Annotated in this window: 18 protein-coding genes and 1 other RNA gene; 15 read left to right on the plus strand and 4 right to left on the minus strand. The window is 46.3% G+C overall.

Going from position 1 to position 13,195, the window contains the following annotated elements; all coding sequences use genetic code 11:
• Positions 1-173: 173 nt before the first annotated feature.
• Positions 174-935, plus strand: coding sequence for an SDR family NAD(P)-dependent oxidoreductase (locus A1sIIB106_RS01030; protein ID WP_095677053.1), 762 nt, complete (start codon positions 174-176; stop codon positions 933-935).
• A 17-nt stretch (positions 936-952) separates the two neighbouring features.
• On the opposite strand, the gene A1sIIB106_RS01035 is transcribed toward A1sIIB106_RS01030, so the two are convergent.
• Positions 953-1,333, minus strand: a complete 381-nt coding sequence (locus A1sIIB106_RS01035) for a hypothetical protein (RefSeq protein ID WP_095677054.1) — start codon at positions 1,331-1,333, stop codon at positions 953-955.
• An 18-nt stretch (positions 1,334-1,351) separates the two neighbouring features.
• On the opposite strand from A1sIIB106_RS01035, the gene A1sIIB106_RS01040 reads away from it, so the two are divergent.
• The 14 genes from A1sIIB106_RS01040 to ssrA all read left to right on the plus strand — a co-directional run bounded on the left by A1sIIB106_RS01040 (position 1,352) and on the right by ssrA (position 10,711).
• On the plus strand, positions 1,352-1,786 hold the full coding sequence (locus tag A1sIIB106_RS01040; RefSeq protein WP_095677055.1) for a GGDEF domain-containing protein: 435 nt from the start codon (positions 1,352-1,354) through the stop codon (positions 1,784-1,786).
• A gap of 60 nt (positions 1,787-1,846) precedes the next feature.
• Positions 1,847-2,887, plus strand: a complete 1,041-nt coding sequence (locus A1sIIB106_RS01045) for a TadA family conjugal transfer-associated ATPase (protein WP_095677056.1) — start codon at positions 1,847-1,849, stop codon at positions 2,885-2,887.
• Positions 2,880-3,641: a type II secretion system F family protein gene (locus A1sIIB106_RS01050; RefSeq protein ID WP_125932736.1), complete on the plus strand. Its 762-nt coding sequence runs from the start codon at positions 2,880-2,882 to the stop codon at positions 3,639-3,641. The genes A1sIIB106_RS01045 and A1sIIB106_RS01050 overlap by 8 nt, the downstream gene beginning before the upstream one ends.
• A complete protein-coding gene (locus tag A1sIIB106_RS01055; RefSeq protein WP_095677058.1) occupies positions 3,638-4,435 on the plus strand; it encodes a type II secretion system F family protein in 798 nt (265 codons plus the stop codon). Before A1sIIB106_RS01050 ends, A1sIIB106_RS01055 begins: the two co-directional genes overlap by 4 nt.
• Positions 4,436-4,683: 248 nt before the next feature.
• A complete protein-coding gene (locus A1sIIB106_RS07230) occupies positions 4,684-4,863 on the plus strand; it encodes a hypothetical protein (protein ID WP_095677828.1) in 180 nt (59 codons plus the stop codon).
• Positions 4,864-4,916: 53 nt separating this feature from the next.
• Positions 4,917-5,222, plus strand: coding sequence for a hypothetical protein (locus A1sIIB106_RS07120; protein ID WP_190277181.1), 306 nt, complete (start codon positions 4,917-4,919; stop codon positions 5,220-5,222).
• The gene (locus A1sIIB106_RS01065) at positions 5,219-5,623 is read left to right on the plus strand and encodes a TadE family protein (RefSeq protein WP_190277182.1); all 405 of its coding nucleotides are present in this window, start codon (positions 5,219-5,221) and stop codon (positions 5,621-5,623) included. Before A1sIIB106_RS07120 ends, A1sIIB106_RS01065 begins: the two co-directional genes overlap by 4 nt.
• 56 nt (positions 5,624-5,679) lie before the next feature.
• Positions 5,680-6,168 (plus strand): hypothetical protein, encoded by a 489-nt coding sequence (locus A1sIIB106_RS01070; protein WP_095677060.1) that lies wholly within the window; start codon positions 5,680-5,682, stop codon positions 6,166-6,168.
• A gap of 19 nt (positions 6,169-6,187) precedes the next feature.
• Positions 6,188-7,291, plus strand: coding sequence for a peptide chain release factor 2 (gene prfB, locus A1sIIB106_RS01075; RefSeq protein ID WP_095677061.1), 1,104 nt, complete (start codon positions 6,188-6,190; stop codon positions 7,289-7,291).
• A 275-nt stretch (positions 7,292-7,566) separates the two neighbouring features.
• Complete coding sequence (ftsE, locus tag A1sIIB106_RS01080; protein WP_095677062.1) at positions 7,567-8,256, plus strand: cell division ATP-binding protein FtsE; 690 nt, start codon at positions 7,567-7,569, stop codon at positions 8,254-8,256.
• A 26-nt stretch (positions 8,257-8,282) separates the two neighbouring features.
• On the plus strand, positions 8,283-9,185 hold the full coding sequence (gene ftsX / locus A1sIIB106_RS01085) for a permease-like cell division protein FtsX (RefSeq protein WP_095677063.1): 903 nt from the start codon (positions 8,283-8,285) through the stop codon (positions 9,183-9,185).
• A 12-nt stretch (positions 9,186-9,197) separates the two neighbouring features.
• Positions 9,198-9,677 carry an SsrA-binding protein SmpB gene (smpB, locus tag A1sIIB106_RS01090; RefSeq protein WP_095677064.1) on the plus strand — a complete coding sequence of 160 codons (480 nt, stop codon included), beginning with the start codon at positions 9,198-9,200 and terminating at the stop codon, positions 9,675-9,677.
• A 31-nt stretch (positions 9,678-9,708) separates the two neighbouring features.
• Positions 9,709-10,233 carry a GNAT family N-acetyltransferase gene (locus A1sIIB106_RS01095; RefSeq protein ID WP_223299529.1) on the plus strand — a complete coding sequence of 175 codons (525 nt, stop codon included), beginning with the start codon at positions 9,709-9,711 and terminating at the stop codon, positions 10,231-10,233.
• 106 nt (positions 10,234-10,339) lie between these two features.
• Positions 10,340-10,711: a transfer-messenger RNA gene (gene ssrA / locus A1sIIB106_RS01100) on the plus strand.
• 8 nt (positions 10,712-10,719) lie between these two features.
• Here the strand turns inward: ssrA and A1sIIB106_RS01105 are convergent.
• The 3 genes from A1sIIB106_RS01105 to A1sIIB106_RS01115 all read right to left on the minus strand — a co-directional run bounded on the left by A1sIIB106_RS01105 (position 10,720) and on the right by A1sIIB106_RS01115 (position 13,099).
• Positions 10,720-11,064 carry a hypothetical protein gene (locus A1sIIB106_RS01105; protein WP_095677066.1) on the minus strand — a complete coding sequence of 115 codons (345 nt, stop codon included), beginning with the start codon at positions 11,062-11,064 and terminating at the stop codon, positions 10,720-10,722.
• 2 nt (positions 11,065-11,066) lie between these two features.
• Positions 11,067-11,639: a GNAT family N-acetyltransferase gene (locus tag A1sIIB106_RS01110; RefSeq protein ID WP_095677067.1), complete on the minus strand. Its 573-nt coding sequence runs from the start codon at positions 11,637-11,639 to the stop codon at positions 11,067-11,069.
• Between the two features lie 62 nt (positions 11,640-11,701).
• Positions 11,702-13,099 (minus strand): HNH endonuclease signature motif containing protein, encoded by a 1,398-nt coding sequence (locus A1sIIB106_RS01115; RefSeq protein ID WP_095677068.1) that lies wholly within the window; start codon positions 13,097-13,099, stop codon positions 11,702-11,704.
• Positions 13,100-13,195: the final 96 nt, after the last annotated feature.

Consider the following 13,195-nt stretch of genomic DNA (forward strand, 5'->3'; position numbering starts at 1 on the left):
CGCGATTAACCTTGAGCATTACAGTGGTAATTAACGCTTAATACGTGGCTAAGACTATCGGCTGAGCCGAGCATGAATAAATCCCGTAGCGCCGACCTCGAGCGCGATATTGACCACAATCGCGCCCCCAAACTCAGCGCGACAAGGGGCCAGAGGATTGGCAGAGTTGGCGCATGAACTCAGGAGCTCCGATGCGACCACTGGCCATTGTCAGCGGTGGAAGCCGTGGGCTGGGCTACGAAACTGCGCGGGGACTGGCGGCAAGCGGGTATGACTTAGCGCTGATCGCGAAAGACCCGGCACGGTTGAATTCAGCGAGAGAAGAACTGATCGCTGAGTATTCGCCAACCCAATCTGGTTTAAGCATTACAACGCATGCGGCAGATTTAGAGAACCAAGAGATTACTCGCAAAGTTGCTGAAGAAATCACCGCTTCACTGCCAACGCCACAAGTAATGGTGTTAGCACATGGCGTGATGAGTGAGAAGATGTCAAAGACTTTGCGCACAACCGATGCCGAATGGAATCGCGTGATGGCCATCAACTTAGATTCTGTTTTCACATTAGTAAATGTGATTGCACCAGCGATGGCGGATGCGCGAGATGGCCGATTAGTTATTTACTCAGCATGTTTAGGTCGTATGTCAGGACCAGGAAATGCCGGGGGACTTGCACCGTATCGAATTAGCAAAGCTGGCGTTAACGCACTCGTTAGAAACCTGGCACATGAAACAGGGTTAGGCGCTCGCGGATTTTATGTTGATGCAATCTGCCCTAATCATTCGCGCACAGATATGGGCGGGCCCGATGCACCACGTAGCGCCGAAGAAGGTGCCAAGACCGCAATCTGGTTGGCAACTGCAGATATTTCAGAACGTGGAACCGAACAAGTAACGGGACTGCTTTGGGAAGATAGAAAGATCGTACCTTTTTAAACTAACCCGTCTTTAGATTATTTACGCTCTTCGGGAATTATCGTCACTGCAAAATAGAGCACTGGGATTGCAAGCAATAACAATGGAATGGCGCCGATTAAGAAGCCACCTTCGAATTGATATTTAACAACGCCCAACACAATTAAGTTCGCCAACACCGCCGGCCCGCGGCCCCAATTCTTTCTCTGCGCAAATGCGCGACCACATGCCAAGAGCCCGAGGCCACCGGCCAATGAGAAGAGCAGCACCCCTGCAAGCGGCGGAATCTCGCGATCTTCATGGGTAATTCCCATTACGCCGACCCAGACACCTAGGGCTAACACAACTGCACCTTCTATATAGAGAAGGGCTGACGCGATGGAGCGCTTACGCGCTTGCTTGGCAGGATCGGTGCTCATAAGTCGGAAGGGTAGCGCATGGTTTTTTCACACGATGGATTGAGAGATTCGCTAACTCGCGTAGCTGCACCACCATTCTTCTATGAGAGTTTAAAAAGAGAGATCTCACTTTCCGAGCGGAGTGAAAGCACGATTACCGCTTTGACGCTCAGATTGATTTCAGAGCAACCGATTTATGACTATCCGCTAGTTGCCTTCTCTGAAATTGCTGCAAGGGCTCTCCGCTTAGAAGATCACATAGCACGTATGGGTATCAACAATTTTGTCATTTTAATTACTGGGGATAACGATGTAGCAGAACAAATCTGCGCTCGAATTTCTTCACAGTGGACCTTGGAAGGCGTTCCTGGAATCTCCCTACATTACGCATGGATTTCTCATCATGCCGGCGAGAGCATCCTCGATTTTCTAAATCGTCTCGACGGGCAAGAATTGAAAACCACATCTTTCTAATTCATCCACAGGTTTCTGCCGGCTCATATTTAGTAATTTGGATAGTTCTATCTTCGCGCCATGGAAATGGATGTCGCCTTTGGGCCTATTGCAGAGTTCATTTCTGATAAAACCATTGAAGAAATCTGGATTAATTCACCGCAAAGAATATTTGTCGCCCGAGCAGGAAAGAGCGAATTAACAAATTTAATTCTCTCTGCTGAAGAAGTCTCTCAGCTAGTAGATCGCCTACTTATCTGGAGCGGTAGACGTCTTGATCTATCGCACCCATTCGTTGATGCACGACTTCCAGATGGGAGTCGCCTGCATGTGGTGATCCCTGAAATCACTGCCGAACACTGGACTGTAAATATCAGAAAGCATTTAATGCGCCACTTAACTCTGCAAGATTTAGCAGAACGCGGTGCGCTAAATGATGCCATGGCTGCGGCTCTAACCAACTCTGTCCGCGCTGGGTTAAATATTTTGGTAAGTGGCGGAACCCAATCCGGTAAAACAACAATGCTTAACGCACTCATTTCGGCAACTCCTATAGGCCAGCGCGTCATAACGATTGAGGAAGTCTTTGAGCTAAAGCCAAATTTGCCCGACCTGGTGGCGATGCAGACACGTGGAGAAAATCTGCAAGGTGAAGGCGCGATTCCACTTAGAAAACTAATTAAGGAAGCGCTAAGAATGCGACCTTCGCGCATAGTTATTGGAGAAGTTCGCGAGGCTGAAGCGCTCGATCTTTTGATCGCCCTTAACTCCGGGCTCGCCGGAATGGGAACCTTGCATGCAAATTCCGCTAGAGACGCAATTATAAAATTACAAACTCTGCCGCTATTGGCCGGTGAGAACATTTCACACAAATTTATTGCACCGACAGTGGCATCGGCTATTGATCTAGTCGTACAAGTCGGACTTGCTAGCGACGGTACGCGAAGAATTCAAGAGATCGCCGCAGTCACGGGTCGCTTTGAAAATGATCGCGCTGAAATCGAAACCCTCTGGAAGTGGGATGGTACTGAATACATCCGCGGTATCGGCTCGATCGGTAATGATGAGAAATTCTCTGCCGCTGGAATTCCGCTTGTCGATTGGTGGAGTAAATTTGAGTAAAACAAAAATAGGACAGCAAAGAAACTTCTCGCTACCTGTTCGCAAAACTCTGTATCTCAAAGTAGCAATCTCCTTTGTAGCTTCGTTTAGCATGGTTTATCTAGTTTCCTCATCCCTTGTGATTTCCCTGATATTTGGTTTTTTGCTCTCCACGACTGCATTCTTAATTTCGAGACAGAAATCCCATAAAGATACTTCTGCAATGAACGCTGCGTGGCCAGAAGTTATTGATCATCTTGTAAGTGGAATCCAGTCAGGTCTTTCGATAACAGAATCTCTAATTGGTTTAACGACGAGAGGTCCTTTAATTCTCCGGCCATATTTTGCAGAGTTTGAGCTCAAGATGCGCATGCACGGTGATTTCAATCTAGCAATTTCGGAGTTAAAGCAGCGATGTGCACGACACAGCAGCGATCAAATCTTTGAAGCAATTGCAATTTCCAAGACCTTAGGCGGATCCGAACTGCTTAACATTTTGCGCACCGTGGGAACGTTCCTGCGTCAAGATTTAGCGCTACGTCGTGAGATTGAAGTTAAACACGGTTGGATAAAGAACTCTGCCCATCTTTCTGCCGCAGCACCTTGGCTACTTCTACTCTTACTATCGACTCAGCCAGCAACATCTCGAGCATTTTCGACACCTACAGGCGTGCTAATTCTTCTAATCGGTTTATCCATGACAGCGATCGCATATGTATGGATGAACCGTTTGGGTCGCCTCCCCGAGCTACCGCGTGTTTTTGGTAGCGCATGAAGTATTCCGTTGGAATTCCAGTTCTCTTTGCTGCGCTGGGATCGTTAACACTGATTCTAAATTCAGGCCCGAGAGGTGCACTGAAAAATCAAATTGATAATTCAAAGGATAGAGGTTCTGTTCAAAATCGCCTGCGTGAAATTGGGAAAACTTCCCCAGAGAGTTTCTTCGAATTTCGAAGTAAGCAACTTGCAAATTCACTTCTAGTTGGTGCAGCTATTACTTTGCTTTTGATCTTTGCGGGTAAGTCACCCTTTTCAATATTTCTCCTCGGTTCTCTTGCTGCGATATCAACTTATGTTTACGTGGATCGCAGTCTGAGCAAAAAAGTAAACCTTCATAAGTTGCGAGTTGAATCAGAGTTTCCCGCAGTTATTGAGATGTATTCGTTAGCCATGTCAGCAGGCGAAACGCCTTTGGCAGCGATGGAGCGGATAGGAAAAGCGGCCACTGGTTCAATGGCCATTGAATTCAAAAAGGTAGTAGCACTCGTTAAATCTGGAAAACCATTCCATGTTGCTCTAGATGAGATGGGAAGAGATTTAGATTCCATTGCAATCAGGCGTTTTGTTGACTCACTAATTATCGCAACCCTACGTGGTGCACCACTAATCGATGTGCTTCAACGCCATGCGCAAGAGGCTCGCGAACTCCAAAGGAACCGAGTATTGGGAGCAGCCGCTAAGGCTGAGATATCGATGATGGTTCCGGTGGTCTTTCTCATTCTTCCAATCTCTATTCTCTTCGCGCTTTGGCCTTCATTAGCCAATCTCAATCTTTTTAGCAGCGCGTAGTAAAGAGCGCGCCTTGGATACAAATACAAATGAAGAAATCACCCGATTCATACCGCATGAATGGGCAAGAGAGAATGGATAAAGAAATGGTGAAAGTTATATCTAAGTCCCTAGCGCCACTAGAAGACGCTGGCCCTGTAAAGAATACAGAGCCGACGGATCTATTTGAAAAAGGTGCAGGATCGCTAAATAGAGTGATAGCTAAAGGATTTTTAGAAGCTCACCAATTTTTCACGCGCAACGAAAAGTTGCAACAGTTTCAAAGTAGATACAAATCTGCGCTTACATCCGAGAGAGGTGATGTTCCTGGTTGGGTATTAGTAGTTCTAATGACTACTGGTTTAGTCACAGCGATATGGACGATTGCCGCACCTCGCTTGACCAGCATCCTTAAGAATTCACTAGATGCGATGAACGGTATTCGTTGATGTATTCGCTGAGGCGATTGATCACATCCGAAAGGGGAAGCGCGGAGAGCGCAATGGTCTTGATTCCCATGCTCTTTCTCTTTCTCTGCGGTGCGCAGTTAACTTCAACGGTCTTCATTAGAAATTTTGAACTTGCGAAGGTACAGAGCGAGGCATCAACAAGGTCAATATCTAACGAGTTGCAGAGCAGTGACTCAGTAATTGAAATAGCTACGCCTGATCGCTTTCAAAAATTGCGTCTACTAGTTGTGAGAAAGCAAAGAGATCTTCCAATTATTGTTCCAGGTTTGGCCAGTTTCTTGGGCGGTTCACTAAAAAGCGAGGTCACAGGTATCTCTGTCATGGAGGTTGTCCCGTGAAAAGTATTATCAGATGCGAAAGAGGTAGCGCTACAGTCGAATTTGTTGCGCTTGCCCTTCCGCTATTTGTGCCAATTATCTTCTTTCTACATCAATTCGCGTCAGTAAGTGGCCAGGAAGAAATTGCGCGCACTTTAGCGCGTGAAGGTGCGCGGGCCTTTGTGACTAGTTCAAATCAATCAAGTGCGGCTGCGGCTATGAACGCTGTAATTTCGAGAGCAGGGCGAGAACTTGGTTTAACAGATGATGAATTTGAACGAATGGCAATAAATCTCGAGTGCAGCAGTTCGCCTTGTTATTCGCCAAATGCAAAAATTATCGTCACTGTTCACTTTGGTGCGTCCAAAGAATTTCGAGCGGTCACCGCTTCAGCACAGGAATACATATCGCCATGGAGTTAAGGCGCAGTCCCATAAAACTTCTTCGCAGTGAATCGGGCTCCATATCGCTCGTGGTGATGTCTCTATTTATAGTTTCACTTTCATCAATCTTCGTAGTAACGGATGTAGCAGCTGTCGCAATTGCAAAGCGTTCCTTAACCCAAGCAAGTGAAGCAGCAGCGCAACGTGGAGTTCGTAATCTTGATAAAACCTCCTACTACCGTGATGAATTTGATCTGACTACACAGGCTCAAAATCTAATTGGGGTTGGACCATCGGATCCAGGTGTTCCGATTGATTGCTCTAAAGCTTTAGGGGATGCGGAAGGCGCACTGGCCGATTGGAGTAGTGGTCCAAATAGCTTGCGAAGAGTTGAGATTACTAATTTAAAGATAAGTCGAATTGAGTGTGACGGTTTTGGAATTCAACTTGTCACCCAAGCAACTGTACAACTTCCTTTAGTTCTTCCATTCATTAATATTGACTCTGTTGAAATATCATCAAGAGTCTCAGCGACTAACACAAGAGCTAAAGGCTTTTCGCCCTTCGGTATAAGGATTTTCTAACACTCGCTATCCTTACCCCATGGCCCGCGAATACGATCTAGAGATAGCCGCAATTGGTGCAACGCTTCTCTCCATCGAAAAGGTCTTGGATCTTCCTAAGTTAGAGGCAGAAGCCGTTGAACTTGAAGCAGCTGCCGGTGTTCCAAATCTTTGGGATGACCCAGAAGCGGCGCAGAAGGTAACAAGTAAGTTATCTCGCGTTCAGAGCACTATCGCTCGATTGAAAACACTTCGTCGCAGAGTTGAAGATCTACCGATCTTGTTTGAACTCGCAGGCTCTGAACCAGACGGTTCTGGATTAACGGATGCGGAACTCGAATTGGATTCTGCAGTTAAGGCGATTAGCGAACTTGAAGTTACAACTCTTCTCAATGGTGAATATGACGACCGTGATGCTTTGATAACTATTCGCTCTGAAGCCGGTGGTGTTGAAGCTGCTGACTGGGCGGAAATGCTTATGCGCATGTACTTGCGTTACTGCGAACGCCACGAATTCAAAGTGGATGTGCTTGAAACTTCCTACGCCGAAGAAGCGGGAATTAAATCAACTACTTTCCGTGTGGGCGCTCCTTATGCATATGGAACTTTATCTGTAGAGCAAGGCACTCACCGTTTAGTACGTATTTCACCTTTTGATTCACAATCTCGCCGCCATACGTCATTTGCTGGAGTTGAAGTTGTTCCAGTTGTTGAACAGAGCGATCATATTGAAATTGATGAGAAAGAAATCCGTGTAGATGTTTATCGCTCATCTGGACCTGGTGGACAAGGCGTAAATACAACAGACTCCGCAGTTCGTTTAACTCATATTCCAACTGGAATCGTTGTTTCATGTCAGAACGAGCGTTCACAGATTCAGAACAAAGCAACCGCAATGGCTGTTTTGCAATCTAAGCTATTAGAGCGTCGTCGCCAAGAAGAACAAGCCAAGATCAATGCTTTGAAGGGCGATAATTCAGGCTCTTGGGGTAACCAGATGCGCTCTTATGTATTGGCGCCGTATCAAATGGTTAAAGATCTTCGTAATAATCATGAAACTGGAAATACATCAGCTGTATTAAATGGTGAAATCGATGATTTCATCGAAGCGGGAATTCGCTGGCGTAGATCCAGCGCTTCTTAAATCTTAATTTGATCTTCATGGGTCAACGACTTAAGCGCTTAATGACATCGCAAAGATAAAGACTCGTTTTCTATTTCGTAGATCTAGTAATTTTTTTCACATTCAGCCTAGGTTAGGCGCAATTCACGCATATATATCTGGTGATATTTCCTGAGAATCTGCGCAATTTGCACCGATATCAGGCGCTTTTTGCAGATCTATACCTAAACTAGGTCTCAGTACGGCAGCCAAATTCCCCCATATCCATGGCGCCCAATGAGAACGAAGGAGTTCGTGTGATTCGTTTTGAGAATGTGACGAAGCTTTACGCCGGTAACGATAAGCCTGCGCTGGATACAGTGAGCCTAGAAATTGTTAAGGGTGAGTTTGTCTTCCTTGTTGGTCTTTCAGGTTCTGGTAAATCAACTTTCCTTCGTTTGATCCTGCGTGAAGAGCGACCATCTCAGGGCGTTATCCATGTTGCTGGAAAAGATTTAGGTCAGCTTCCAAACCATAAGATTCCAGATCTGCGTCGCCAAGTTGGAACAGTCTTCCAGGATTTCCGTTTGCTTCAGAATAAAACTATCTCTGAAAACGTAGCTTTTACTTTGCACGTACTTGGTTATTCCAAGAAAGAGATTGCCCGCGAAGTTCCAGAAGTTCTTGAACTCGTTGGTTTGGAAGATAAGGCAGATCGCATGCCGACTGAGATTTCAGGTGGAGAACAACAGCGCGTGGCAATTGCCCGTGCTTATGTGAGCCGCCCGGCGATCATCATCGCCGATGAACCAACCGGAAACCTTGACCCGGCAACATCTGTTGGAATCATGAAGTTGCTAGATCGTATTAACCGCGAAGGCACCACTGTTTTGATGGCTACCCACGATGCTGGCATCGTGGATCAGATGCGCAAGCGCGTTATTGAATTAGATGCAGGCCACGTTATTCGTGACCAGGTTCGCGGCGTCTACGGATACACGGGCTAGTTAGATTCAAGGGATAAGGTAAAGACATGCGCGCAGGATTCTTATTAAGCGAAGTCCGTATTGGGCTACGCCGTAACTTAACAATGACCTTTGCGGTCATTGTTACTACTGCGATCTCACTTTCCCTGCTTGGTATTGGTCTTCTTTCAAACGCTCAAGTTAATGCGATGAAAGATTATTGGTATGACAAGATCGAAGTCTCTGTTTACTTGTGCGGATCTTTATCCGAATCACCAAGCTGTGCTGGAGGAGTTGTAACTCCCGAGCAACGCCTCGCGATTAAATCAGATCTAGATGCACTTCCTGTTGTTCAGAGTACTTTCTACGAATCACAATCTGAGGCATATACACGTTTCCAAGAACGCTTCAAAGATTCAGCGATTGCTCAAAACGTAACTGCAGATCAGCTGCCAGAGTCTTTCCGCGTTAAGTTGAAGGATCCAACTCAATTTGCAGTTGTAGTTAGCGCTTTCTCAGGGAGACCTGGCGTAGATGTTGTTCAGGATCAGCGCACCATTTTGGAGAAGTTCTTCAAACTTCTAAATGTATTGCGAAACGGCGCACTACTTGTTGGCCTCTTCTCAGTACTAACAGCAGGTCTCTTGATCTCAAATACCTTACGTATCGCGGCATTTAACCGCCGCCGCGAAACCGGTGTTATGAAACTCGTTGGTGCATCTTCTTGGTCTATCCAACTTCCATTCTTACTTGAAGGTATTTTCTCAGCCCTTATCGGTTGGGGATTTGCAACTGGCTTATTGGCAGGGCTTAAAGCCGTAGTCGATTCCAAAGTTGCGCCACTACTTACCTTCACCAACTTCTTTGGTTGGAATGAAGTCTGGATCGCATCTGCTTGGTTACTACTAGCAGGATTTACCGTTTCTACTCTTGCCTCTGCAATCACGCTCCGCCGTTACCTTAAGGTCTAATCGGTACCTGCCGTGGTGAAAGAAGTTGGCCGCAAACTCATCGCGCAGAATAAGAAAGCGCGTCATGACTATTCAATTGAAGATGTCTTTGAATGCGGCATTGTCCTAACTGGCACTGAAGTTAAATCACTTCGTGCAGGGCGCGCTTCCCTTATCGATGGATATGCAACCGTTGAAAATGGAGAACTTTGGTTAGCCGGAGTACATATTCCGGAATACACCCAAGGAACTTGGACAAATCACGATGTTCGTCGCAAACGTAAATTACTTGTGCACTTACAAGAGATCAAGAAACTTCACATAAAGATTAAAGAGGGCGGCGTAACTCTAATTCCTTTGCAGCTTTACTTTAACAATGGCAAAGCCAAGATAGAAATAGCAGTTGCCCGTGGAAAGAAAGCGCACGACAAGCGTGATTCACTTATGGAGCGCCAAGCAAGCCGTGAAGTTGAACGCGAGATTTCTCGTCGTCGTTCTGGAAAAGACCAGTAAGTAATTGTCTCTTCGTATTGAAACAGATCGGTTGATCCTTCGGCCGATGCAAATGGAAGATATTGATGATCTACTTCAATATCAATCTAATCCCGAGATTGTTCGCTACATCCCTTGGCCACCAAGAACGATGGAGCAAGTTAAAGAGGCCGCTGAGAAAACTATCGCAACTGGGAAATTTGATTTGGTCGAAGAAAATGATTACATCGTTTTAGTTTGGGCACTCAAAAGTACAGGTCAAGTAATCGGGCAATCAAATATGGGACTTGTCTCTAAAGAGAATAAATCTTCAAATATTGGATGGGTAACTCATCAAAACTTTCAACGCCAGGGTTATGCGCTAGAAGCGACTAAAGCGCTTCTTGGCTATGCATTTAAGAACTTTGATCTACATCGCGTTATTGCAGATATCGATACTCGAGTTCCTAAATCAGCAGCGCTTGCTGAAAAGTTAGGTATGCGTCGCGAAGCAACTTATCTTGATGGAGAGTTCTTTAAAGGCGAATGGTGCGATATGTGGCTATATGCGATTTTAAAGAGAGAATTTCAGGCTTAGTTCTCACGCTTAAAAGCCATTAATAACAGGGGAATTTCTCACTTGTCGTTGGCGTTCCGTACAATAAGAACACAACTAAATAGTGGAAATAGCTTTCCACACCCATGGGGGTGAACGGTCTCGACTTTGGTTGTTGAGGCAGGGGAAGCGGGCCGAGGAAGCCAGGATGATCTCGTTAACCAAAAACCTGTGCAAAAAATAATCGTCAGTACAACTGCCGATGATCTCACTCTTGCTGCCTAAGCAAGCTCTGTGATCCGTTAGCCCAGACTCGCCTTCGATCTGGAATCTAGCGCCGATAGAGGGCTCTTCACGGTTGTGGCGTTGCGAACGCGACCGGAGAACAGTTTCGCAAATGAGTTTGTCGAATACTTGTGTGCAAGAGATTCGGAACTGAGAAAACGATAGCCACACTACGCCCGTAGAAGCCCTGTTTTAATTCCGAAGGACCCGGGTTCGATTCCCGGCACCTCCACTTATCTTTATTTAACGCTGCCCTGCCGGTCCATTGGCATCGCCAGATTGCATCTTAAAGAGCGAACGCCAAGGAATGTTTCTTACAAATTCGCGCTTTAGTGCAATTGTGTTTAGACCAAATCCAATAAAGGAGAGCGCTTTAACTCCCGATGGAATTTGATTAAAGATAAAAACCATCTGCACCGGCATGCCAATTAAAGCAATTGCAGCAACGGATAATCTGCGAATCCACCAGATTGCCTTATTTTTCTTAGTGAATTCCCAGAAGAGTTTGCTCGTAAGTAGCAGCGCAATTGGGCCAGTAAAGAGAACTAGAGCAACTAGCGCTGCAACTACAAGTGCTAAAGATTCCATATTTACTTTAACTCATCCCATTCGCTAGCAAGAACTGCGAGTTCAACCATATCGATCTGACTTCCGTCAGAGCGTGTAACGCGCTGACGGAGAATTCCCTCTTTGTTATAGCCGGAGCTCATTAACAACTTCTGCGAAGCATGGTTATCTAAATCAACAGCTGCTTCAATGCGGCGAAAGCCCATCGTTAGAAATCCATAGTTGGTAATCATCTTGGCAGCGATTGTGCCGATACCTTTTCCGCGCATCGGAGCGTGCATCCAGTAACCGATTTCTGCGCGGTGGTTATCTAGGCTGATTGTGTGGAGTGAGACAACGCCTGCAAATTCCTTGTCGTCTCCGACGCCAAATTCGATTATGAACGGGAACTCACGATGTAGTTCAAGCGAAGCCGGAACACGTTGAACGTAATCCAGGGCGTGAGCCATGGTGTATTCGGCCGGGACCGTGGTGAATCGGGGAATTAGCGGATCTTGGCAGGCTTCAAATATTTGCTCAACATCAGATTCCGCTGGCGGACGCAGGGTGACGCGACCATATTGGAGAGTAGGAATCTCACTTGGCCACCAAATCATGGAAGTAAGTATCGCTCATCAAGAAGGAGCCACGCAGGGTTATTCGCAAGGTGGCTTTTGAATCAAACGGCGTCATGTATAGAACGTGCTGGTGTGAAGAATTTCTTTCCAAGTGGAGATACCCAAGTGCAGGAACCATCGCCATGGCTAGTTACGCTCCAACCGTCATGAGTTTTTAATCGATGGTGTCGCCTACACAGCGCTCCTAAATTTTCCGCCGAAGTAGACCCCCCTTCTTCCCAACTTTGTGCATGATCCAAATCTGAGAGCGCTGCCGATCTTCGACATCCCGGAAATCGGCAAGTGCGGTCTCGAGCAATTAAGAAATCTTTCAGCGCTTGCGGAGGTTCATAACTTTCCCGACCGTAATCCAATAGATTTCCTGTTTGTGGATCGGTTATAAAACGAATCCATTTTCCGTCGGAAGCCAATTCGCGAGCCACCGATGCAGGAATTGCCCCGTAACCATTCAACTGTCCTGGGTTTTCAGCAAGACCGAGCAGCGTTGGAAGATCGATTGTGACGTTTATTGATATCGGACGGCGATGAGGTGTAACAGGAGAAGCAGAAAGTGAGGCTGCAGCGATTGCTGTTAGTGCATCCGCGCGCTTCATATCTGTGTTTCTTGCATCTTTAGCGCTAACAGATCCATCTTTGTTTTCAATATCGGCGCTGGCTAAACGGATAAAGCTCTCGATCGCGTTCATTACTACTTGCGCATCCGCGGCAGGCAAGATTGCTACGACTGTAGACATTCCATCGCTATCGTTATAACAAGAAACTCGACGAGTATCACGTGCCCGTGCGACCGTATCTTCAAAAGTTTCTGGAGCGATCCGCGCCAAAGAAGTGCGTACTTGGCTGGCAACTTGGGCTGGAGTGTGAAATTCTGCATGGGCAATAGCGCGCTGCTCTACCTCAAAAATCTGAAACTCAGTTAGTCCATCACGAATTGCAGCTGCGGTCTCTTTGGCAATTACATTTGCATGTGCGAGAGAAATATCGCCGGTTGCTAAAGCTGAGCAAGTATTGGGTAAGTGATTTACCAAAGTTCGCGCAACATCTATACGAGATTGGGCAGTTCCTGCGGAAAGGCGCAAGGCAGTAGAAACATCTTCACGTTCTGCTTCATCAACGCCAAAGAATGGTTCTTGACCATTTGCGACGCTTGGATCATTTCCAGCCACAGCAATGATTGCCCGTTGCATCAGAGCCTGAAGCCAAGCGGTTTGGCGTTCTAGCGCTGTTAAGTAATCAATACGCGAACTGGGCGAAAGTTTGCCAGGATCGATTGAAACTAATTCGGAGAGAGTCTTGATCCCTGGCATGGAATTTAAAAGTTCAGTAACTTTGCTTGTTATATCTAGGTCTGAAGCCAGAGCCTGAGCTTGGAAGTCTTTCTGAAATGTATTTTCATCCAGCGGCCCGATAGAAGTTGCGATCTCGGCGGCGGTAGACATGGGCAGATAATCGTTTGCAGGGCTGACAAAATTAGGCTCATTGAGCGCTTTATCCACATAAATGTGAATATAACTTTAAGTTGCAGGTAGTTGAAA

Source organism: Candidatus Planktophila lacus, assembly GCF_002288325.1.
GTDB lineage: Bacteria > Actinomycetota > Actinomycetes > Nanopelagicales > Nanopelagicaceae > Planktophila > Planktophila lacus.